The organism is Exiguobacterium sp. s102 (genome assembly GCF_018618635.1).
Lineage (GTDB): Bacteria > Bacillota > Bacilli > Exiguobacteriales > Exiguobacteriaceae > Exiguobacterium_A > Exiguobacterium_A oxidotolerans.
Window position 1 is genome coordinate 21,947 of sequence record NZ_JACSML010000007.1, and the last position, 22,457, is coordinate 44,403.

24 protein-coding genes are annotated in these 22,457 nt (G+C 49.3%); all 24 read right to left on the reverse strand.

Annotated elements, in window-relative coordinates:
* Positions 1–1,098 precede the first annotated feature (1,098 nt).
* Complete coding sequence (gene mreB / locus KNQ02_RS13705) at positions 1,099–2,079, reverse strand: rod shape-determining protein MreB (protein WP_088837964.1); 981 nt, start codon at positions 2,077–2,079, stop codon at positions 1,099–1,101.
* 174 nt (positions 2,080–2,253) lie between these two features.
* Positions 2,254–3,558 (reverse strand): UDP-N-acetylglucosamine 1-carboxyvinyltransferase, encoded by a 1,305-nt coding sequence (gene murA / locus KNQ02_RS13710; RefSeq protein WP_029331739.1) that lies wholly within the window; start codon positions 3,556–3,558, stop codon positions 2,254–2,256.
* Between the two features lie 233 nt (positions 3,559–3,791).
* Positions 3,792–4,025, reverse strand: coding sequence for a DUF1146 domain-containing protein (locus KNQ02_RS13715; RefSeq protein WP_029331740.1), 234 nt, complete (start codon positions 4,023–4,025; stop codon positions 3,792–3,794).
* Positions 4,026–4,334: 309 nt separating this feature from the next.
* Positions 4,335–4,748 (reverse strand): F0F1 ATP synthase subunit epsilon, encoded by a 414-nt coding sequence (locus KNQ02_RS13720; RefSeq protein ID WP_088837965.1) that lies wholly within the window; start codon positions 4,746–4,748, stop codon positions 4,335–4,337.
* 26 nt (positions 4,749–4,774) lie between these two features.
* Positions 4,775–6,193: a F0F1 ATP synthase subunit beta gene (atpD, locus tag KNQ02_RS13725; RefSeq protein ID WP_088837966.1), complete on the reverse strand. Its 1,419-nt coding sequence runs from the start codon at positions 6,191–6,193 to the stop codon at positions 4,775–4,777.
* 36 nt (positions 6,194–6,229) lie between these two features.
* Positions 6,230–7,081: an ATP synthase F1 subunit gamma gene (gene atpG / locus KNQ02_RS13730; protein WP_088837967.1), complete on the reverse strand. Its 852-nt coding sequence runs from the start codon at positions 7,079–7,081 to the stop codon at positions 6,230–6,232.
* Between the two features lie 58 nt (positions 7,082–7,139).
* Entirely contained in the window at positions 7,140–8,648 is a 1,509-nt protein-coding gene (gene atpA, locus KNQ02_RS13735) for a F0F1 ATP synthase subunit alpha (protein WP_029331744.1), read from the reverse strand.
* A 19-nt stretch (positions 8,649–8,667) separates the two neighbouring features.
* Complete coding sequence (locus KNQ02_RS13740) at positions 8,668–9,201, reverse strand: F0F1 ATP synthase subunit delta (protein WP_088837968.1); 534 nt, start codon at positions 9,199–9,201, stop codon at positions 8,668–8,670.
* Positions 9,201–9,734, reverse strand: coding sequence for a F0F1 ATP synthase subunit B (gene atpF / locus KNQ02_RS13745; protein WP_088837969.1), 534 nt, complete (start codon positions 9,732–9,734; stop codon positions 9,201–9,203). Before atpF ends, KNQ02_RS13740 begins: the two co-directional genes overlap by 1 nt.
* Before the next feature lie 125 nt (positions 9,735–9,859).
* Positions 9,860–10,072, reverse strand: coding sequence for a F0F1 ATP synthase subunit C (gene atpE / locus KNQ02_RS13750; protein WP_012371545.1), 213 nt, complete (start codon positions 10,070–10,072; stop codon positions 9,860–9,862).
* Positions 10,073–10,147: 75 nt separating this feature from the next.
* Entirely contained in the window at positions 10,148–10,891 is a 744-nt protein-coding gene (atpB, locus tag KNQ02_RS13755; RefSeq protein WP_088837970.1) for a F0F1 ATP synthase subunit A, read from the reverse strand.
* A gap of 8 nt (positions 10,892–10,899) precedes the next feature.
* A complete protein-coding gene (locus KNQ02_RS13760; protein WP_088837971.1) occupies positions 10,900–11,286 on the reverse strand; it encodes an ATP synthase subunit I in 387 nt (128 codons plus the stop codon).
* Positions 11,283–11,501: an AtpZ/AtpI family protein gene (locus KNQ02_RS13765; protein ID WP_214808882.1), complete on the reverse strand. Its 219-nt coding sequence runs from the start codon at positions 11,499–11,501 to the stop codon at positions 11,283–11,285. The genes KNQ02_RS13760 and KNQ02_RS13765 overlap by 4 nt, the downstream gene beginning before the upstream one ends.
* 1,130 nt (positions 11,502–12,631) lie before the next feature.
* The gene (wecB, locus tag KNQ02_RS13770) at positions 12,632–13,771 is read right to left on the reverse strand and encodes a non-hydrolyzing UDP-N-acetylglucosamine 2-epimerase (protein ID WP_204251406.1); all 1,140 of its coding nucleotides are present in this window, start codon (positions 13,769–13,771) and stop codon (positions 12,632–12,634) included.
* Between the two features lie 104 nt (positions 13,772–13,875).
* Entirely contained in the window at positions 13,876–14,505 is a 630-nt protein-coding gene (upp, locus tag KNQ02_RS13775; RefSeq protein ID WP_029331752.1) for a uracil phosphoribosyltransferase, read from the reverse strand.
* Between the two features lie 75 nt (positions 14,506–14,580).
* Positions 14,581–15,558: a hypothetical protein gene (locus tag KNQ02_RS13780; RefSeq protein WP_088837973.1), complete on the reverse strand. Its 978-nt coding sequence runs from the start codon at positions 15,556–15,558 to the stop codon at positions 14,581–14,583.
* A 132-nt stretch (positions 15,559–15,690) separates the two neighbouring features.
* Positions 15,691–16,335, reverse strand: a complete 645-nt coding sequence (locus KNQ02_RS13785) for an ABC transporter ATP-binding protein (RefSeq protein ID WP_214767759.1) — start codon at positions 16,333–16,335, stop codon at positions 15,691–15,693.
* Complete coding sequence (locus KNQ02_RS13790) at positions 16,332–17,363, reverse strand: ABC transporter permease (protein ID WP_214808885.1); 1,032 nt, start codon at positions 17,361–17,363, stop codon at positions 16,332–16,334. Before KNQ02_RS13790 ends, KNQ02_RS13785 begins: the two co-directional genes overlap by 4 nt.
* Positions 17,364–17,433: 70 nt before the next feature.
* Complete coding sequence (locus KNQ02_RS13795) at positions 17,434–18,804, reverse strand: sensor histidine kinase (RefSeq protein ID WP_214808888.1); 1,371 nt, start codon at positions 18,802–18,804, stop codon at positions 17,434–17,436.
* Complete coding sequence (locus KNQ02_RS13800; protein ID WP_214770991.1) at positions 18,801–19,469, reverse strand: response regulator transcription factor; 669 nt, start codon at positions 19,467–19,469, stop codon at positions 18,801–18,803. The genes KNQ02_RS13795 and KNQ02_RS13800 overlap by 4 nt, the downstream gene beginning before the upstream one ends.
* Before the next feature lie 112 nt (positions 19,470–19,581).
* Positions 19,582–20,841 (reverse strand): serine hydroxymethyltransferase, encoded by a 1,260-nt coding sequence (gene glyA / locus KNQ02_RS13805; protein ID WP_088837978.1) that lies wholly within the window; start codon positions 20,839–20,841, stop codon positions 19,582–19,584.
* A 111-nt stretch (positions 20,842–20,952) separates the two neighbouring features.
* Positions 20,953–21,492: a TIGR01440 family protein gene (locus KNQ02_RS13810; RefSeq protein WP_214767769.1), complete on the reverse strand. Its 540-nt coding sequence runs from the start codon at positions 21,490–21,492 to the stop codon at positions 20,953–20,955.
* On the reverse strand, positions 21,493–21,933 hold the full coding sequence (gene rpiB, locus KNQ02_RS13815; protein WP_029331763.1) for a ribose 5-phosphate isomerase B: 441 nt from the start codon (positions 21,931–21,933) through the stop codon (positions 21,493–21,495).
* Between the two features lie 5 nt (positions 21,934–21,938).
* Complete coding sequence (locus tag KNQ02_RS13820; RefSeq protein WP_029331765.1) at positions 21,939–22,454, reverse strand: low molecular weight protein arginine phosphatase; 516 nt, start codon at positions 22,452–22,454, stop codon at positions 21,939–21,941.
* Positions 22,455–22,457 lie beyond the last annotated feature (3 nt).

The following is a 22,457-nucleotide window of genomic DNA, read 5'->3' on the forward strand; positions in this document are numbered from 1 at the left end:
CGTGGGTTTTGAACAACATTCAGTACAGTGACCTCGTGGGTTTTGAACAACATTCAGTACAGTGACCTCGTGGGTTTTGAACAACATTCAGTACAGTGACCTCGTGGGTTTTGAACAACATTCGCTTCTACCACGGTTCGCTTGCTTAGGGGCAAGCGGGAAGCCGCTTCGCTTTTTACAAAAGCTGCAGGGTCTCCCCTTGCTTGCTCGTGAACCTTTTCAAGGTTCACTGATTCCCTCAAGCGTCTCACCGTTTTCGAAGCAAGTTGTTCAAGTTATCCCTATTTCCGTTTAAGGCGCTACATCTTATCGATTGGCGTTCTCACTTCTATGGAAGCTCAGACACGCGTTAACCGATTTGTTCTAGAACGGCATTCGACAGAAACGCACCTGCCTAAAAGATTCGCTTCCCGTGACTCCTACGGGAAAAAGCGCAAGAAATTCTTGCGCTGTCAGAGGCAAGCGAGACCCTGCTACTTATCCGGATAGGATCAAGTAGCAACGGCTTGCGCCTCGCCCGAGGAAAGCACGGGAAGAAAGAATCTTCATCCCCCAACATTCTTGAATCGTTCAAGGCACTGTACTTTGTCTATCTGCAATCTAATCCGATCTGTTCGAGAACGGCATTCGACAAAAACGCATCTGTCTAAAAGATTCGCTTCCCGTGACTCCTACGGGAAAAAGCGCAAGAAATTCTTGCGCTTTCAGAGGCAAGCGAGACCCTGCTACTTGTCCGGATAGGATCAAGTAGCAACGGCTTGCGCCTCGCCCGAGGAAAGCGCGGGAAGAAAGAATCTTCATCCCGCAACATTCTTGAATCGTTTATGACGCTGTACTTTGTCCATTTTTAATCTAATCCGATCTATTCGAGAACGGCATTCGACAAAAACGCACCTGCCTAAAAGATTCGCTTCTCGTGACTCCTACGGGAAAAAGCGTAAGAAAATCTTGCGCCTCGCCCGAGGAAAGCACGGGAAGAAAGAATCTTTATCCCGCAACATTCTTGAATCGTTCTCTACGCAAAATAAAAAGAGGTAACCCCACAATTAAGTGAACGGTTACCTCATCGCTTGACGATTTGTACCAAACAAGTATTTCTTATTTTCCTAAGTTATCGAGCATGATGCCTGTCCCGCGTGCAACACATAACATTGGATCTTCTGCAATCAAGACCGGTAACCCAAGCTCTTTTGCCAACAACTGATCGATTCCGTCGAGCAATGCCCCACCACCCGTTAAGATGATGCCGCGGTCGATGATATCTGCTGCGAGTTCCGGTGGTGTCTTCTCGAGAACCCGTTTTGTCGCTTCAACGATTTCCATCGCTGATTCTGCGAGTGCTTCATGAATTTCCTGTGAGCTGACCGTAATGTTATGCGGCAGCCCTGTGACGAGATTACGTCCCCGGATATCCATCTCTTCCTGACGTCCGTCTTCTGAGACCGTTGCGACCGTCATCTTGACGTTTTGCGCCGTCCGTTCACCGATGATTAACTTATGCCGATCTTTGATTGCCCGAATGATATCGTGATCAAATCGATCTCCTGCAACTTTGATTGTTTCGCCACAGACGATATCTCCCATCGAGAGTACTGCAACATCCGTCGTCCCGCCACCGATGTCGATGACCATATGTCCCGCAGGCATCCAAATGTCCATCCCTGCTCCGACCGCGGCTACTTTCGGTTCGACTTCGAGGAAGACGGTTTTCGCGCCCGATTTTTCTCCTGCCTGACGAATCGCTTTTGCTTCGACCGTCGTGATGCTCGCTGGTGTACAAATCAACATCCGAACGCCACCGAACATGCTGCGGACCTCAATTTTATCGATGAAGTGACGTAACATGGCTTCCGTCATCTCGAAATCTGCGATCACACCATCTTGGAGCGGACGAATCGCGACGATGTTTCCCGGTGTCCGGCCTACCATTAAATGTGCTTCCGTACCTACTGCATGAATTTTGCCGGTCGCTTTATCAATGGCGACGACTGAAGGTTCATCGAGGACAATTCCTCTTCCCTTTACATGAATGACGACATTGGCAGTTCCTAAATCAATTCCGATATCTTTTGAAAACATCTCGCGTGATCTCCTTTACCAGCTGGCTATTATTCCATAATTTAGAACGTCGTTTGGACGTCTAACCCATTTATGTATACATACCTTTCAATTTTAGCACAGGCAAGCAAAAAGAGACGACTTTCTTTTTCAGAAAGTCGTCTCTCGTTAATGAAATGGAATAATAGCTTAAGATTAAAGCTTTGTCGCTGCCGTTTCTTCGACAACCGCTGTTTCTTCCGTGATGCGCTCGACATCTGCGCCAAGGGCTTGCAGTTTCAAGTGGAAGTCAACGTATCCACGATCGATGTGATGGAGTGCACCGACACGTGTTTCACCTTCAGCAATCAAACCAGCTGTGACGAGCGCTGCACCAGAACGAAGGTCTGTTGATAAGACTTCTGCTCCTTGAAGCTGAACACCACCTGTGATGATGGATGAGCGTCCTTCGATTTTGATATCAGCATTCATGCGGCGGAATTCTTCCACGTGCATGAAGCGGTTTTCGAAGACCGTTTCCGTGATGACCGATGTTCCTTCAGCTTTTAAGACAAGCGCCATCATCTGTGCTTGAACGTCTGTCGGGAAACCAGGGTGTGGCATCGTCTTCACGTCGACAGCAACCAATTTCTTAGGTCCGACAACACGAAGCCCTTCTTCTGTATCCGATACTTGAACACCCATCTCTTCCATTTTTGAGATCAATGGACGAAGATGCTCACGCTCAGCACCGATGACTTCGACGTCACCTTCTGTGATTGCAGCTGCAATCATGAATGTTCCGGCTTCAATCCGGTCTGGAATCACATAGTGGTTGCCACCGTGTAATTTTTCGACACCTTCGATACGGATCGTTTCCGTACCTGCGCCACGGACTTTCGCGCCCATCGCGTTCAAGAAGTTCGCGAGGTCAACGATTTCAGGTTCTTTCGCAACGTTCTCGATGACTGTCGTGCCTTCAGCGAGTGTTGCCGCCATCATGATGTTTTCTGTCGCACCGACAGAAGGGAAATCAAGATAGATTTTTGCACCTTGGAGACGACCATCGACTTGTGCTTCAACAAAACCGTTTCCGATGATTGTTTTAGCGCCCATCGCTTCGAATCCTTTTAAGTGAAGATCAATTGGACGTGATCCGATTGCACAGCCACCCGGCATCGCAACGCGTGCGCGACCGAGACGTGCAAGGAGTGGACCCATGACAAGAATCGATGCCCGCATTTTACGAACGTATTCAAGTGGTGCTTCGTCTTTTAGTTCCGGTTCTGCATTGACGGTAACCGTATTCGCTTCTGCATCGAATTCAACTTGTGCGTTTAAGTTCCGTAAGACATTGTTGATTGTATAGACGTCTGCAAGACGTGGTACGTTTTGAAGGACCGATTGACCTTCTGATGCGAGCAATGTCGCAACCAACGTTTTTAAGACTGCATTTTTTGCACCTTCTACTTTTACTGTTCCAGCTAATTTACGTCCGCCACGGACAACAATTTTTTCCATTACCCATACTCCTCTGCTTCGTTTCTTTTCTATTCGTACAATTCGTGATTGGTGTTGATCATAGTTGAAAAGTCAACGAATGATAGAAAGAAACTTTCCTATAGTTATCTCTCGTGCCAAAAGCCAATACGATTTTCAGTGTCATAATCAATGTGTTTCTTCATTATAAGAATACTATCCTTTTCCATACTAATTCAGATGACCAAATTAGGGTTTACAAGGAAGTTACAAGTTCAGCCTACTAAAAATTGAAGACGTTGGGCGAATCCCGAATACTCCAGCAAAAAGCGACCGACGAGGGAACCGAGTGCAATCGCAAGCAACGTCCGTAACGCAATGGCGTGTGGACCTTTAGGATGTTGGAGGATTTTTTCCCACTTGACTGGTAAGAGTGACCACCAGGCAAGAACAATTGCCATTACATAAACGAGCATACTCACTAAAGCACTTAAACCAATTGACGTCACGCGCTTGCACCTCTTCTTCGTGTTTTCTTCAACCTTACCATGATTTCACAAAATGAATGATTTCGCAAACAAAAAAGCACAATATGCATTTATTTTAGCGCATAAAATATATTTATTAAAGATGATTGTCACAATTTCTATAGAAGTAAGGATGAAAAGTTTGTGAATAAGAGGTCTATATGGTACTTTTACTATTTTTCGCCATCTTAAACCTGAATCGCCTTAATCCTAAAGAAAACGCTTTTAAATTGACGTTTTCTACAAAAAAAGACCCGATTTCCACGAGGGAAACCGGGTCTTTTACTTGAATCAATCGCGACCGTAGTCTTTTAAATCGAGACGGTTAATTGCCCGTTTCAATGAAAGCTCTGCGCGTTTGAACTCAAGATCTGATAATTTCGTGTCCTGGAGACGTCGTTCTGCACGAACCTTCGCAGCCGCAGCACGGTCATAATCGACCTTATCTGCCTGCTCCGCCGTTTCTGCAAGAACCGTTACAGTATCCTGGCGCACTTCCATAAAGCCACCGCTGATAGCGATCAACGTGCGTCCGCCATCTTCGTGGCGCAACTTCAAGATGCTGATGTCGAGTGGTGTTACGAGCGGTACGTGGTGCGGGAGGACCCCGATTTCACCCGTTATCGTTTTCGCAACGACCATACGGACATCGCCATCATACACTTCGCCATCCGGGGTGACGATATTGACATGAAGTGTGTTCATCTCAAGTCCCCCTTATGCTTTGTCACTTAGACAAGCGCCTTCGCTTTTTCAATCGCATCTTCGATCGGACCGACGAGACGGAATGCTTCTTCCGTCAAATCATCGTGTTTGCCATCGAGGATTTCTTTGAAGCCGCGGATCGTGTCCTTAACTGGGACGTACGATCCTTTTTGTCCTGTGAACTGCTCAGCTACGTGGAAGTTCTGCGACAAGAAGAACTGGATACGACGCGCACGGTGAACACTTAACTTGTCATCTTCCGACAACTCGTCCATACCGAGGATTGCGATGATATCTTGAAGTTCTTTATAACGCTGAAGTGTTTCCTGAACTTGACGTGCTACAGCATAATGCTCTTCACCGACGATTTCAGGTGAAAGGGCGCGTGATGTAGAAGCAAGTGGATCCACGGCAGGATAAATACCCATCTCAGAGAGACGGCGCTCAAGGTTCGTCGTTGCATCTAAGTGAGCAAACGTCGTCGCAGGAGCCGGGTCAGTATAGTCATCGGCTGGTACATAAACCGCTTGGATTGATGTAACCGAACCTTTGTTTGTTGACGTGATACGCTCTTGGAGCATACCCATCTCTGTTGCAAGTGTTGGTTGGTAACCAACGGCAGATGGCATACGACCGAGAAGGGCTGATACCTCTGAACCTGCTTGCGTATAACGGAAGATGTTATCAACGAAGAGAAGAACGTCCTGTCCTTGCTCATCACGGAAGTACTCAGCCATTGTCAAACCAGTCAAGGCAACACGAAGACGTGCACCAGGTGGTTCGTTCATCTGACCGAAGACCATCGCTGTTTGTTTGATAACGCCTGAATCCGTCATCTCATGGTACAAGTCATTACCTTCACGTGTCCGCTCACCAACACCTGCGAATACCGAGATACCGCTGTGCTCTTGGGCGATATTGTTGATCAATTCCTGGATGAGGACGGTCTTACCTACACCGGCACCACCGAAGAGACCGATCTTACCACCTTTGATGTAAGGCGCAAGTAAGTCAACGACTTTAATTCCTGTTTCAAGAATTTCAACTTTTGTTGAAAGGTTGTCGAACGTTGGTGCTTTTTTGTGAATCGGAAGACGTTCCACGCTTGCATCAAGTTCTTTTTCATCAATTGGGTTACCGAGTACGTTGAATACGCGACCGAGTGTCGCTTCACCGACGGGTACCGAGATTGGAGCGCCTGTATCCAGGACTTCCACTCCACGGCGTACACCATCCGTCGAATCCATCGCAATGGTACGGACGACATCGTCACCAAGGTGTAATGCGACCTCAAGCGTTAAGTCGATAGCCACTTCTTCTACAGTTTGCGGCGTATATTGAATACGAAGCGCGTTGTAGATGTTCGGTAAGTGTCCTTCGAACTTAACGTCGATGACAGGTCCCATGACCGCGACGACGCGGCCTTTTAAACCGAGTTCGTTCATCGTGTTTCCTCCTACCTATCATTACGTCCTTGGGGCTTACTGCTGCGCAGCTGCTCCACTGACGATCTCTGTGATTTCTTGCGTGATTGCAGCTTGTCGAGCCCGGTTGTAGACGAGAGTCAATCGACCGATCAAGTCATCTGCGTTATCTGTCGCACTTTGCATTGCTGTCATACGTGACGCATGTTCTGCTACTTTCGCGTCAAGAAGCGCACCGAAGATCAAGCTTTCCGCATAACGCGGAAGGAGTTCAGAAAGGATTTGCTCCTCACTTGGCTCATACTCATAAGTCGTCGAAGACGAAGCTTCGATTTCTCCGAGTGGGAGAAGGGTTTCGACTTTCACTTCTTGGCTGATGACAGACAAGAAATGGTTGTAGCTCAGCTTGAGTTCGTCGATTTCACCGTTCGTGAACGCACTCACTGTACGCTTCACGATTTCAGCTACATCAACATACGAAGGAGAATCGTTGAGTCCTGTGATCGCGTCTGTGACCGTGATTCCGCGTGAACGGAAGAACTGAACACCGACTTTACCGACCACATACAGAACGTAACTGTCCGTAGTGTGCTTTTCTTTGATTTCCCGGTAGACTTCACGCAGCACGTTGGCGTTATATGCACCAGCTAAGCCGCGATCCGATGTGATGACGATAAATCCAGTCTTTTTGACGGGACGTTTCTCGAGCATCGGATGGCTCGCACCTGTCGTGCCATTCGCAATGGTTCCGAGAACCTCCTGCATTTTCAGCATGTAAGGCTGGAACTTCGCGCTATGTGCTTGAGCGCGGTTTAGTTTCGACGCCGAAACCATGTTCATCGCTTTCGTGATCTGTTTCGTACTTTTCGTCGAGTTAATCCGCGTTTGTATCTCGCGCAACGATGCCATTTCGATTCACCACCTTGTTAGTATCAAGAGCGTTCAGGCGAAGCCTAAGAGTTGACCCTTAGACTGTCGCTTGGAACGTTTTCTTAAATTCTGAGATTGCTGTAACGAGTTCTTCGTCAGCCGGAAGGTTACCTGTTTTACGGATCTCATCGCAAAGCTGTTTGCGGTTTTGATCGAGCCAGAGGTTGAGTTCCTTTTCAAAACGACGAATATCCGTAACGGCAACATCATCAAGGTGACCACGAGTCAAGGCATAGATGATGATGACTTGCTTGTCGACAGTCAACGGTTGGTTAAGATCCTGTTTCAGAACCTCTACTGTCCGCTCACCACGGTTAAGCTTCGATTGTGTCGCTTTATCAAGGTCAGATCCGAACTGTGAAAAGGCTTCGAGCTCACGGTAAGAGGCGAGGTCAAGACGGAGCGTACCCGCTACCTTCTTCATCGCTTTTACTTGAGCCGATCCACCAACACGCGATACCGAGAGACCCGGGTTGATCGCTGGACGGACACCTGAGAAGAAGAGATCCGATTGAAGGAAGATTTGACCATCCGTAATCGAGATAACGTTCGTCGGGATGTAAGCCGAGATATCCGACGCTTGTGTCTCGATGAACGGAAGTGCTGTTAAGCTACCTGCGCCAAGCTCGTCGTTCAATTTCGCCGCACGCTCAAGAAGGCGTGAGTGAAGGTAGAAGACATCCCCTGGGTAAGCTTCGCGGCCTGGTGGACGCTTCAAGAGAAGCGAAAGCTCACGGTATGCAGCTGCTTGTTTTGAAAGATCATCATAGATGACAAGAACGTGCTTGCCGAGATCCATGAAGTGTTCACCCATCGCTACACCAGCGAATGGTGCGAGGTAAAGAAGTGGTGCCGGCTGTGAAGCAGCGGCAGAAACGACGATCGTGTAATCAAGTGCACCGTTTTTACGGAGTGTTTCAACAACACCACGGACTGTTGATTCTTTTTGTCCGATTGCGACGTAAATACAAATCATGTTTTCTTCTTTTTGGTTGATGATTGTATCGATGGCGATCGACGTTTTACCTGTCTGACGGTCACCGATGATCAACTCACGTTGTCCACGACCGATTGGAACGAGGGCATCGATTGCCTTGATTCCTGTCTGAAGTGGTTCGTGAACCGATTTACGTGCCATAACGCCAGAAGCTTTACGCTCGATTGGGTTATAGTGTTCCGTTTCGATTGGACCAAGACCATCGATTGGCATACCGAGCGGGTTAACGACGCGACCGAGCAATGCGTCCCCTGTCGGTACTTCCATGATGCGTCCTGTACGGCTAACTGAATCGCCTTCTTTAATATCAAGGTAGTCACCAAGAATGATGATACCAACGTTGCCTTCTTCTAAGTTTTGCGCCAAGCCCATTGTGCCGTTAGCGAATTCTACGAGCTCTCCCGACATGACGTTGTCGAGTCCGTGTGCACGAGCGATACCATCACCAATTTGGATGACCGTACCCGTCTCGTTCACTTCCATCGTAGAACCGTACTGCGCGATACGCGCTTTAAGCAGGGCGCTGATTTCTTCAGCTCTAATGCTCATGCGTTTCACCCCTATTTTCTTACGCTTTTAACAGCTCACGCTCAAGTCGCGTTAGTTTCGTTTCGATCGTGCCGTCATATGTCGTGTAACCGATTTGGACGCGAAGTCCTCCGATTACGTTCGTATCAACAACATTTTCTACTTCAAGCGTTTTACCTGATTTTTGGCCGAACGTTTCTTTCACTTTCGTGATTTCCGCGTCTGACAATTTGTATGCACTCGTCACGACGGCTGTCGCAACGTTACGGTGTTCATTCAATAACGCAATGAAATGCTCCGGCAAAGACAATACTTCCGCCGCACGGTCGTTTTCGACCATGACGAGGATGGTATTCAAAACAATCGTGTTGAAGCCCGTGAAGCTCGTCTGTAAGACTAACTTCAGCTCTTCCGCAGAAATCGATGGGTTACTTAAAACCGATGCGAGCTCTGGTGTTGCGTGGAGCACTTCGCCGAGCGTCCGCACATCAGCTTCTGCTTGCTCGAGCACATGATGCTCAAGCGCAAGATCGAAGAGCGCTTTTGCGTAGCGTCCCGCTACGTGATCACGCATTAGTTCGTGCCCTTAGTGTCAGCAAGGAATTGATCGACGAGCGCGCGTTGAGCGGCTTCGTCTGTCGCAAGCTGTGTTTTCATGACGTGGCGTGCTGCAGCGATTGCTTGAAGAGCAACATCGTTCTTCAAAGCAGCTTGTGCTTCAGCGCGTTCACGGTCGATTGCACGGCGTGCTTCTTCCTTACTCATTTCTGTCTCAAGACGTGCCTGCTCCATCGCACGTGCTTGTTCTGCCTCAGCTTGACGGCGTGATGATTCTAATAAGTCACGTGCTTCCGTACGTGCCTTATTTAATTCTTCTTGTTGTTGTTCTACGTAGACTTCAGCGTCTTTACGGCTTTTTTCAGCCGAGTTGATCTCGCTAGCCACATGCTCTTCCCGCGCTTTCATCATGTTGATGAGCGGGCCCCAAGCGAATTTCTTCAAGAGGATGAGGAGCAAGAGGAAAACGACGATCGTGACGATCATATTGGCAAGTAAAAGGTGGCTTTCTTCGCCGCCTGCTTCTGCCGCAAGATACGTAAGATTCATTCGATTACACTCCCCTCGTGGTTGGTCCAACTTCTTATATCTACATAAGGGAGCAAAAGCTCCCGTGACGGTTCACTCCTGTCGAACGAATAACGCCCTATGTAGCTCGTTTCTTAAACTATGAATTAAGAGTTGAGGAGAAGGAAACCGACCGCTACACCGATGATTGGAAGTGCCTCAACAAGACCGATACCGATGAACATTGTTTGACGAAGTTCGTTTTTGAGTTCTGGCTGACGTGCTTGTCCTAATACTGTACCGTTTACGATAAGACCGTTACCGATACCAGCGCCAAGTGCGCCGAGTCCGATGATGATCGCTGTTGCAATAAGTTCCATTATAAATTGCCTCCCTAGATTGTGTTCGAAATTTGGTCGTGCGATTATCGGAAAAGCAGATGCTTTACCTTCGAATTAATGGTCGTGCGCTGCCTTATGTCCGATGTAAACCATCGTCAGTATAAGGAAGATATACGCTTGGATCGCTCCGATGAAGAGTGAGAATCCTTGCCAAATCAGCATTGGAATCGCTGAAAGGATGACACCGACTGGTCCGAGGAATTGGAAATCGTTCGTTCCAGAGATGATTCCGATCGAGAGAATGATTCCGATCATGATTTCACCAGCGAAGATGTTCCCGTAAAGACGAAGACCGAGTGTCAACGTGTTTGCGAATTCTTCAATGATGGTAATAATAAACATCGGCGTCATAAACGTTTTCGCATATGCACCGAAGCCGCGCATTTTCACACCGTAATAATGGCTCATGACCACTACCATAGATGAAAGTGCAAGTGTCACGTACGGATCCGCAGTTGGTGAGTTGAACCAAATGTAGTGACCCGTCACAACGTTAAATGGGAGACCCATTAAGTTGGACACGATGATGAATAGGAACAGTGTCATTCCGAAAGTAAGGAAGCGACCCCCTGTTTTCCAATCCATCGTACTGCTGATGATTCCGCGAACGAATTCGAGGAACCACTCTAGCGTGTTTTGAAAACCGGTTGGCTTCATCGCGAGACGTCGCGTACCGGCCACGGCAATCAGGAAGACGAGAGCAGCTGCTATCAGCACTGTGATCAAGTTCGTCCAGCTACCGTACAGAACGAAGTCGCCCCAGAGTGGGATTTCGTAAAGTGGCATTTCGTGGTTCATTTGACTATTCACCTCTTTTCCCGCTTAAGTTCGTGAGTCAAGAACTCACAAAATTGTATGACGTGGCCGGCGAGAAGGCCTATTACCACCGCAGTTAATGACAATTCGGCTTCGTACTTCAAACCGATCATCACACAAAGTACCGCGACCGCCATGCGTGATACGGTCCCTCGAGACATCGGCTTGCGCCCACGCTCGATTACACGATACATTCGATCGACGCTTAATCGTTGCAGCGTCAAGATCATGAAGCTACCTGCCCCACCTAATGCCAGCCCATAAATCACTGGATCACTCGGATAACCGACAAGTAACAAGACAGCCAGGATTCCATAATAGAGTCCAAACCATCGTAAGTACGCACGATACAACGCATCTTGAAGGATTATGTTCATGTCTTGTCTCCTAACAAGTGCCTGATCATTGCGATCATGCAAAGAATGCCGATGAAAATCCCGATGAACACTGAGAATGTCGCTCCCATCTTTTGCCACCAGTCTTGCTGTTCCCCATAGTTCCCAACAAGGAAGCCGATGACGATTGGTGCGGCAAGTGCCGTCGAAATTTGCGAGGCCATGACCATACTCATTGCGAGCCCTTTTTGGCGCACTAGAGACGACCCCCTTTTCCCAATTGCAGGTTCTTTTTCTTTCCCACAATTTGCGGATTTTCATACTAGTCAAGAATACAATGAGAACCATTTCATAGTCAAATGAATTCACAAATAAAATAGACCGCTGAAACCATTGTATATCAACGATTGATAAGGTTTTCACAGAGGTACCCCATCCACCTCTTTTCACGAAGATGTGAAGAAAATATGTAGTGCTATCAACGTTTAAAGAGATGGTTCACTTGATGAACAAAACCATTGAACAGTAACGTTATATCGCGTTCTGGAATGAGAAACAAGCCGTCTAAAATTGATTTGTGTCGATTTTGTGAAAAAGTAATTTTTGTTCAAGATTGGAAGCGCTTTCGATTCGGGACAGGAAAACGCCCCTGACATCTGTTTGTAACAAAGGATTTAAAGCATTTCCAATTTGTCTGTTGTGTTACTTGTCACAGCTTGAAATGTCATGAATGGATTATAGGTTTTAAGGTCAGCACGGTGATTTAGATTTTACATTTTCTTCACAATCAGGCAGATTGAGGCGTTTGTTTCTTAGTTAAAGATATATTGATGTATGTTTACTCACTGCTTTTTGTTTAGTGATTATCGGATAGACCATTATTGATTATTGAATAGACCTTTCGCTATTTCCTCTCACTTTCCTTGGGCGGGACGCAAGCCGCGATTTCCCTATCGGGTAACCGGGTCTCGCTTGTCCCTGTCGGAAGCGTTCCGCTTCCTCTTCCCATAGGAGTCGAGAGGAATTGCTCAAGGCGATTCAATTTACAAGTGACTAACAACACTACGCCTTGACCAAAGTTTAGTAGAGCGTAATTGAAAAGGACGTACCCAGGTCGACTCGACTCCTACGGGAAAAGAAACCACAGTTCATCGTGGTTTCGTCAGAGGGAAACAAGACCCGGCTTGGCACACACCGTGTACCGAGTCGCGACTTGTCCCTCGCCCGAGGAAAGCGAGGTCGACGGGAACGTCTGAAACAACTTATGGAAGTTAACCTTAAACGGAATCATTAAAAAGGACGCATCCGTTCGTCTTGATTCCCGTGGGAACGGCAAGATATACGGAAACGCCCTAAATAAACATTTTTTGGACTGGATTACTTCATTTTAGATATCTGCATGAAAGGGTTCTGGAGTTTCCCCTTGATTGAAGTGCGCTAAAATCGCTGCTGCAATCCGCTCCGACGCATGACCGTCCCCGTAAGGATTTGAAGCATGCGCCATTTTTGCATAGGCCGCTTCGTCTTCAAGCAACTCGCTCGCCATCCGGTAAATCGTCTCTTCATCTGTTCCGGCAAGTTTCAACGTACCGGCTTTGACTCCTTCCGGACGCTCCGTCGTATCGCGTAACACAAGGACAGGTACGCCGAGCGAGGGTGCTTCTTCCTGTACGCCGCCGGAATCGGTCAGGATTAAATGGGCACGACTGGCAAAGTTATGAAAGTCGAATACATCGAGCGGCGGAATTAACGTGATGCGGTCGTGTCCCCCAAAGATTTCAGCCGCTGTTTCCTGGACGACCGGATTCAAATGGACCGGATAGACGACGTGCACGTCCGGATATGTATCGACGAGTCGACGGATCGCCCGAAACATCTGATGCATCTTCTCTCCGAGGTTTTCTCGCCGGTGTGCCGTCATCAAGATCAGGCGTCGTTTGCCGACTGCCTCGAGCACAGGGTGAACATAATCCGGCTGGACCGTCGTCTGCAGGGCATCGATTGCCGTATTTCCCGTCACATAGACACCAGCATAACGATTTTCAGATGCTAAGTTCGCTGCCGCCTGATCGGTCGGCGCAAAGTGCAGATCTGCGAGTGTCGACGTCAATTGACGATTGACCTCTTCCGGAAACGGTGAGTATTTATTATATGTACGGAGTCCGGCTTCGACGTGTCCGACGGCGATTTGATTGTAGTAGGCAGCAAGACTACCGACGAACGTCGTCGTCGTGTCGCCATGAACGAGAACGAGATCCGGTTTGACATCCTTCATGACGAGATCAAGTCCTTCGAGACCACGCGTCGTGATGTCGACAAGCGTCTGACGGGGTTGCATGATATTGAGGTCAGAATCCGGTTCAATCTCGAACATGCGTAACACTTGATCAAGCATTTCCCGGTGTTGCGCCGTGATCGTCACATGGACATCGAACGCTGGATTTTGTTTTAAGGCATTGACGAGCGGTGCCATCTTGATGGCTTCCGGTCGTGTTCCAAAGATGGGCATGACTTTGATGGGCATCATTACTTCCTCCTTTTTCTACTTCTTCCATTTAAGCATAGTTGAAAGCTGTCCTGCATCTTACAACAAAAAAAGCAGCCTGCCGGGAGTGGCAGACTGCTTCTGTCTTACTTCGTACCGAACAAACGATCACCGGCATCCCCGAGTCCAGGGACGATATAACCATGATCGTTCAGTTTTTCATCGAGTGCCGCGAGGTAAATATCGACATCCGGATGCTCTTCCTGAACGCGTTTAACGCCTTCAGGTGCTGCACACAGGCAAGCCAGTTTAATGCTTTTCGCGCCTTGTTTCTTTAAAGAGGAGATTGCGTCAGCAGCCGAGCCGCCTGTCGCAAGCATTGGGTCGACGACGACAAAATCACGTTCTGCGACGTCAGTCGGCAACTTGAGGTAGTATTCCGTTGGTTCAAGCGTCTCTGGATCACGGTAAAGACCGATGTGACCGACTTTGACGTTCGGCATCATCCGAAGCATCCCGTCGACCATCCCTAGTCCTGCGCGAAGGATCGGAACGATTCCGAGCTTCTTGCCTTCAATCATCTTCTGCGTCGTTTTCGTGACCGGTGTCTCGATCGCGACTTCTGTGAGTGGAAGGTCACGCGTGATTTCATATGCCATCAATGAAGCCACTTCGTCGACAAGCTCCCGGAATTGTTTCGTCCCCGTTTCGACTTTACGCATGATTGTCATTTTGTGCTGAATCAATGGGTGATCAAATACATGTACTTTACTCATTGTTTGCATCTCCTCTCAATTCTCTTTTCGCATTGTACTCCAAAAAGTGACCGCTTGGGAACTGTTTTTTTGGAATCACTCCTCCCCAAGCGTACTTTTCCCGTCAAGAATCGCTTGCGCCGCATAGGACCATTCATTATCTGGTTGCTTCGCTAATTCTTCTAACGTCGCCTTATAATCGCCGACCTTATTCTTTTGTTCATAGACGGCCTGCATCCATAACACATCACTCATGTAACCGGAATCCGGGAAGTCCTCTCGATACGCGACATAATCCGTTTGTTTCGTTTCACCTAACTTGCCTCCAGCAATCAATTGATAAAAACGTGCCATGCCCTTCGTTGCGTCATCCGTTAACACAGTTCCCGTCAACAAGCGGTTCGCTGACTTATAATCTTTTTCTTGCGTCGCAGCGATCGCCTGTTTCAATGTTTCTTCGGGAGAAAGCGTCTTCTTTGCATCCGTAGTCGCTTTTGGTTTCGCTGTCTCTTTTGGTTTCGTTGTGTCTTTTGATTTCACTGGTGCTTGTTCTGTCAGCTGTTCATTTTTTTCTTTTAATTGCTCGACTTCTTTTTCAAGCGCGGCCAATTTTTGTTCAACGTTCTCTTGATTGGTCACGACCGGCACTTCTTCCGGTTGTGAGAAATCAAGTTGAAAGAGACCGAGAACGGCAAGACCCGCAACAAGCAATCCGCCGAGCATCCACGGATTCGATTGCAGCTGCTTTTTCCACGGTTTGAGCTGCGGATGATTTTGGACAGCTGCCGGGAGCATGGAAAAACGCTTTTTGACGAGTCGCTTCCCGCCCGCTTTTCCGGCGATTGCTAACCGGTACCGCTGGAGCTCCGCCGGAATCCCTTTGTTCTTCCACTGGCTGAACCGCGTGTCCGCTTGTTCATAAAAGCCTGCTTCTTGCATGATGACGATTGCTTTAAAGTCTTCACTGAGTCGTTTATATTCACGTTCTGTTTGACTTTTTTTAGTCAGCCAGTCCGCAATTTGAGTCGTATTGATTGTTTCGAGTTCTGATTGGACCAGTGCTGAAAATTTCATCTGACAGTTTCCACCCTTACCTTATTTTACTAAGGTTAAGTATACCAAAAATCATGGTCGTAAAATATAAGTCTTCTGACGCATGGTGGACAAAACACGGACGCCGCCTCTTGTCTCGAGACGACGTCCGCGTTATTCCACTTCGCTCAAGTAACCATCCTCGATCCGCAGGACACGGTCACAATACTCAAGCATCCGCTCATCATGGGTGATGACGATGACCGTTTTTTGTTCCTCATGGGCTTGCTTTTGTAACACTTCCATCACTTGGCGTCCGTTCGTATAATCAAGGCTTGCCGTCGGTTCATCTGCGAGGACGAGTCGCGGCTGATTGACGAGTGCCCGAATGATCGCGACACGCTGTCGTTCTCCACCCGATAAGGCGTGTGGCAAATGGTGTGCACGGTCTTTTAATCCAAAAGCGGCGAGCATCGCGGCGGCGTCAACTTTCCGCCCCGCTTCTTCTGCGACGAGTTCGAGTTGTTCCGCCGCCGTCAGGAACGGAACGAGATGCGATTCCTGAAAGATGAATCCGATCTCTTCGAGGCGCATCTTTCGGCGTGCTTCGTCCGATTGCTGATTGACGTGCTGTTCCCCAAACTGAATGTCTCCCGCTGTCGGTGTTTGCAACAATCCGAGCAGTTGGAGCAACGTACTTTTTCCACTTCCGCTCGGTCCGACTAAGGCAATCAGTTCACCCGCTTTCGCTTCGAATGAAACATCATGGAGCACGGGGACGTCACTGTAAGTCTGTTCGACATGTGTCATCTTAATCATCCTGCCATTCCTCCCATCGCGTCTGCCGGCTCAAGTTTTTTTAAGGCCCGGAGCGGAATCACGGATCCAATTAATGCCGTACCGATCAACAATGCCCCGTAACCGAGACTCGTATCCCACTCAAAACGAAACGGAATGCCGCTCGGTAAGACTTGGCTGACACCGAGCGTCACGCACAGGCTGAAAGCAAGCGACAGGAGCGTCAAGACGAACACCTGCATGACGAGCGCGCTTCCAATCGTCCGTGTCCGAATCCCGATCGCCTTCAAGATGCCCAGTTGCTTCATTTTTTGCATCGTCAAAATATAGAAAAACGCCGTCAAAATCAAGGCGCCGATTACGACAAGCGCCAGCCGCATCATCTGGAATGAATTTTGTTCCGCTGCGTAACCGGGAACCTGCTTGACGATGTCTGCTTTCGTATACGTCGTCAGGTCCGTTTTGAATGAATCCTGACTGACGAATGCCGAGACATAGTTCGTCTGCATCTTCGCTTGCCAGTCGTCCCACGACGCAAGCGTCGTCCATAACACAGGCGCATGGCTGTAACGTCCATCCGTGACGGTACCGACGATCGTAAACGTCATCTTCGTCCGAAAATCGGTTACTTTGTCGCCGACTGCGGTCCCGGTCTGTTTCGCATAAGCGGTATCGACGAGAACTTCGCCTCGTTTCAACGCTTGCAGTTGCTTTGGACCGTACGCCGTCTCAGCAGGTAACGCAAACACCGTCACATCGTCCTTCGTCCCGTCCTGTTTCTCGAGAACCATATTTTGGACGCCGAGTGCCTCCGTCCCTTTTGGTTGCTCCTGTTCCTCTAAAAATGATCGCGTCAGTTGCCCTTCCGCCTCTTGACTGAGTGCCACCTGCTCAACCGGTAAATTCCGGATGACGGCTCCATTATCGTATGCCAGTCCGTCTGCGAGCCCGGTGATCATTAAAATCAAGACGATGATCAATGTCGTCACGAGCCCCATCAGACCGAAGCGTTTTTTCATCCGGATTAGTTCGCGCCAACCCATTTTCATTTAATATCCCTCCTGTATGTGCGTTACAGGTCTTATCTTACGGATACTATATGAACGGAGCATGAACAACTTACGTCGCCCGTAAAAACGTCAGGATGAACGTCGTCCCGCTACCGATTTCCGAATCAATCTCGACCGTCCCGTGCAACTGCTTGACGGTCTCGGCGACGATGGCGAGCCCGAGCCCCGTCCCGCGCGAACCGCGTGCCGTGTCGGCTTGATAAAAGCGGTCAAAGGCATGGGCAATCATGTCGTTTGACATACCGGGACCTTCGTCCGTGATGCGGACAGTGACGTGCTCCGCAGTCTGTTCGGCTTCAATCGTAATCATGTCCCCGTCGTTTGAAACATGGAGGGCATTCCGGATGACATTTTGAAAAACATGTTCGAGTGCGGCGGCATCCGCCTCGATCGTCATGTCACTCGCGACATCAACAGCGACAGCGACACCGCGTTCATCGATTTGATAGGCGAGTGTCGCGAGCGTCGTCCGAATCGCTTGTCCAAGATGGATTGACTCCAGTCGCATCCGACTTCCTTCATCGAGCCGGGCGAGGACCAGCAGTTGCCGGGTCATCTCTGCCATCCGGTCTGCTTCACGCGCAATCGTCGCCAGTTTATCCTGTCCGGCAGGTGCGACATGCGGTTGCAGTTGACTGGCGTACCCTTTAATCGTCGTCAGTGGCGACTGAAACTCGTGCGAGACGTTGGCGACGAACGTTTTGCGCTCAGCATCCGACTTCGCGACTGCTTCCGCCATCTCACCGAACCGCCGTGACAACTCTCCAATCTCATCGCGCGAGGTCGTCGCCACATGAACGGCATAGTCACCGGACGCGACTTGTTTTGTCGCATCCGTCAAGCGTTTAATCGGACGCACGAGATAGCGGATTGAGAAGGCAAGCAACAGAAAACTGATGACGACGAGTAAGCCGAGGAAGGCTCCGACGAACAAATGGAGTTCACGGATTTGTCGGCTCAAATCGGGTCGAATGAAGACGGCGTCGGTCCCGTTTGGCGTTTCGAGCGACGCACCGACTGTATTGACGACTTCATTGTCAAACAGACCGAGTAAAAAGAGATGAAACGGATAGTCCCGCATTCCGTGATAGACTTCCCCGGCGCGGACCCGTTCGATGATCGCCGGTGCCAGTGTTTCGTCGCGGAATGCATTCCCGTGGCGGATAACGGGGCCTGTCTCCGGGACGACATAGAGCTGAAAACCCGTCGCGCTCAACATGTCGTAGAAGGAACCGGTCTGTCCGTCGCCATGCCGTTCATAGTAGGCAAACGATTGATCGACCGCCTCTTCGACCTTTTGACTATAGGAAGACTGCAAGACATTGTAGTAAAACAAGTTGCTGATCAGTAAGGAAATCAAGGCCGACACGAGCAGGACCAGACAGACGAGTCCGACGATTTTCGTATAAAGTGACTTCATCCCTTCGCCTCCAGTCGGTAACCGAGACCGCGGACGGTACTGATGTGAATCGCGTCCGTATGGCGCAAGCGACTGCGCAAGCGTTTGATATGGACGTCAATCGTCCGATCATCACCCATGAAGTCGAGTCCCCAGACCCGTTCAATCAATTCCTCCCGACTGAAGACACGTCCCGGAAAACTCGCAAGCTGATGTAACAAGTCGAACTCACGCCTAGGCAACGTCAATTCCGTTTCGCCAAGCATCACCTGTTGACTGCGTTTATCAATCGTTACGTCACCAAACCGGAGAATCGGAAGCGCCGCCTTTTGATACCGCCGGGCGACGGCGTGTAAGCGGAATAATAATTCTTCCGGGTCAAACGGTTTCGTGATGTAATCATCGGCACCTGCCGTAAATCCGGCGCGTTTATCTGTCAACTCTCCGAGCGCCGTCAACAGCAAAATCGGCAGTTCATCTCGTTGCCGGAGCTGTTCACATAACTCAAGTCCACTCCGCCCGGGGATCATTACGTCGAGAATCGCCGCCTCGAACGTCAGCTCGTTTATCCAGCACGCCGCTTCTTGCCCGTCTGCCGTCGCCCGGACGCGATGGCCGTCTGCTTCGAGCGTCTCGACAATCAGGTGTTGAATGTTTTGGTCGTCTTCTACGACTAAAATCTCCATCTTTCGTCCCTCCTATCCTATCGTTTACTCGTCAATCAAAAAAACCACCTCTGACTTCTCAGCGATCGAAAAGAAAGAGGTGGTTCAACAGACGGGTCGGCATGCGTTCCAATTACCCGCGTTCCGGGTAAAGCGGGAAGCGACCTGTCAATGCAAGGACTTGCTCGTGTGCATTTTTTAATGTGTCGTCGTCTTCCGGGTTTTTGAGGACGAGTTCAATCAATGCCGCAATTTGTTTCATTTCTTCTTCTTTAAAACCACGTGACGTCATCGCTGCCGTCCCGATGCGAATCCCGCTCGTGACGAATGGGCTGGCCGGATCGAATGGAATCGTGTTTTTGTTGACCGTGATACCCGCTTCATCAAGGGCATGCTCAGCGAGCTTACCTGTGATGCCGAGCGGCTGTAAGTCGACGAGCAACAAGTGGTTGTCCGTGCCGCCTGAAACGATCCGCAGACCACGTGCCGTCAATTCTTCACCGAGTACTTTTGCATTCGTGACGACTTGACCAATGTAGTCTTTGAATTCAGGAGCAAGTGCCTCACCGAACGCGACCGCTTTTGCTGCGATGACGTGCATGAGGGGACCGCCTTGAATACCAGGGAAGATCGATTTATCGATCGCTTTCGCATGTTCTTCTTTACAGAGAATCATCCCACCACGTGGCCCACGGAGTGTCTTGTGCGTCGTCGTCGTGACGAAGTGTGCATGCTCGACCGGGTTCGGGTGCAGACCCGCTGCAACGAGCCCTGCAATATGCGCCATATCGACCATCAAGTATGCGCCGACGCTGTCTGCGATTTCACGGAAACGTTTGAAGTCGATGACGCGCGGATAAGCCGATGCTCCCGCAACGATCAATTTTGGTTTGTGTTCTTCTGCAAGCTTCGCGACGACATCGTAATCAATCATCTCTGTCTCTTGATCGACACCGTATTCGACGAAGTTGTATTGAACACCGGAGAAATTCACAGGACTACCATGCGTTAAGTGGCCACCGTGTGAGAGGTTCATCCCGAGGACCGTATCGCCCTGGTCAAGAATCGTGAAGTAGACGGCCATGTTCGCTTGTGCACCCGAGTGCGGTTGAACGTTTGCATGTTCGGCACCGAAGATTGCTTTCGCACGATCACGTGCCAAGTCTTCTGCGAGATCAACGAATTCGCACCCACCGTAATAACGGCGTCCCGGGTAACCTTCTGCATACTTGTTCGTCAGCACGCTACCTTGTGCTTCCATGACAGCTTGCGAGACGAAGTTTTCTGACGCAATCAACTCGATATTATCGCGTTGACGTCCTAGTTCCTTGCGCATTGCCGAAAAGAGTTCCTCATCTTGCTGTTTCAGATACGTAAGCGGTGTTTGTTCCATCTGAATTCCCCCATTCATTTTCGATACGCCTATCTTAACACGAATAATCAGTCCGCGGCACCCACAAAAAGTGCAGAAAAATAGCAAGAGGTATGCAACCCCTTGCACGAATCATTCGTATTTAGCACGCATTCCACCAATTAACTTCGGACGCGTCGTTGCTGCCGTAACATGTGCCTCACCGATTTCCCGGTGTGGAAGGCGAACCGGGATAGCGACCGGCTTCAAGTGCATGCCGATGAACGTGTCTCCGATGTCGATTCCGGCATCAGCTTGAATCGATTCGACGACGACCGGGGCAGAAAAACGTTCATAGGCGATACTCGCCATCGAACCACCTGCTTCCGGTACCGGGACGACCGTGACCGGTTCCAGTCCGAGTCGTTCAACCGTTTGGCGTTCGAGCGTCAAGGCGCGGTTGATATGTTCACAACCTTGGAACGCAAGATCGATTTGATGCGAACGACGAAATGTATCGAACACCTCAAACAATGCTTCCGCGACTTCCGGCGAACCCGCTTTTCCGATTTGTTTACCGATGACTTCACTCGTCGAACAACCGATGACGAGCAGCTTCCCTTTGAGGGGGAAGCGCTCATTCAAATCAGTCAACGAGGCTTCAAGATCCTGTTTAATCTGTTCGAGATCCATTTACTTCACCTCATAATCCGAGATTTTGCAGACACGGTTTTCGTGACGTCCACCTTCGAACTCCGTCTCTAACCAAATCTTTGCGATATCAAGCGCAAGACCCGGTCCGATGACACGTTCGCCCATCGTCAAGATGTTCGAGTTGTTATGCTGACGTGTCGCTTTTGCGCTGAACGTATCATGGACGAGTGCCGCACGAATCCCTTTGACTTTATTCGCTGCGATTCCGATTCCGATTCCTGTTCCGCAAATCAGGATTCCACGATCAAATTCACCGTTCGCGACGGCCTCAGCGACGGGAATCGCGACGTCCGGGTAATCAATCGAGTCAGACGAATACGTACCGAAGTCCGTATAGTCGATCCCGAGTTCCTTTAATAAACCGTTGATTTCTGCTTTGAGTTTAAAGCCACCATGATCTGCACCGATTGCTACTTTCATCTGAACTATTCCCCCGTTTGTCTAGGTTGTTTTTTCGGAAGTTTCCGGTTGTCCGGCGCTTTTCTTCCATTTCCGTTCTGCGTTAATTTTAACACAAGACGGTTGACGAGGGGTTCGAGTTCATTTCGAACTTGTCGATAAACGTTCATCGATCCACCGTACGGATCGTTGATGTCCCGCTCAAGCCCTGTCACATATTCATAGAGGGTGAACGTCCGGTCCTTCAGTTCCGGGTAACGTTCCCCGACTTCTTGTTTATGACTCCGCGTCATCGTCAAGATGATGTCAGACCAGCGTCCGAGAACATCATCGAAAACTTGCGTATAATGCTCGAGTTCAATTCCCCGTTCCCGCAATACTTGGAGTGCGTTCTCTGACGCATCGAAGCCTTGCATCGAACGCAGTCCCGCAGACCGGACATCAAACTCTTGATCTGCGACTTTTGAGCGTAGTAATGCCATCGCCATCGGGCTCCGGCATGTATTTCCAGTACAGATAAACAATACGCGACGTGTGCTCATCTC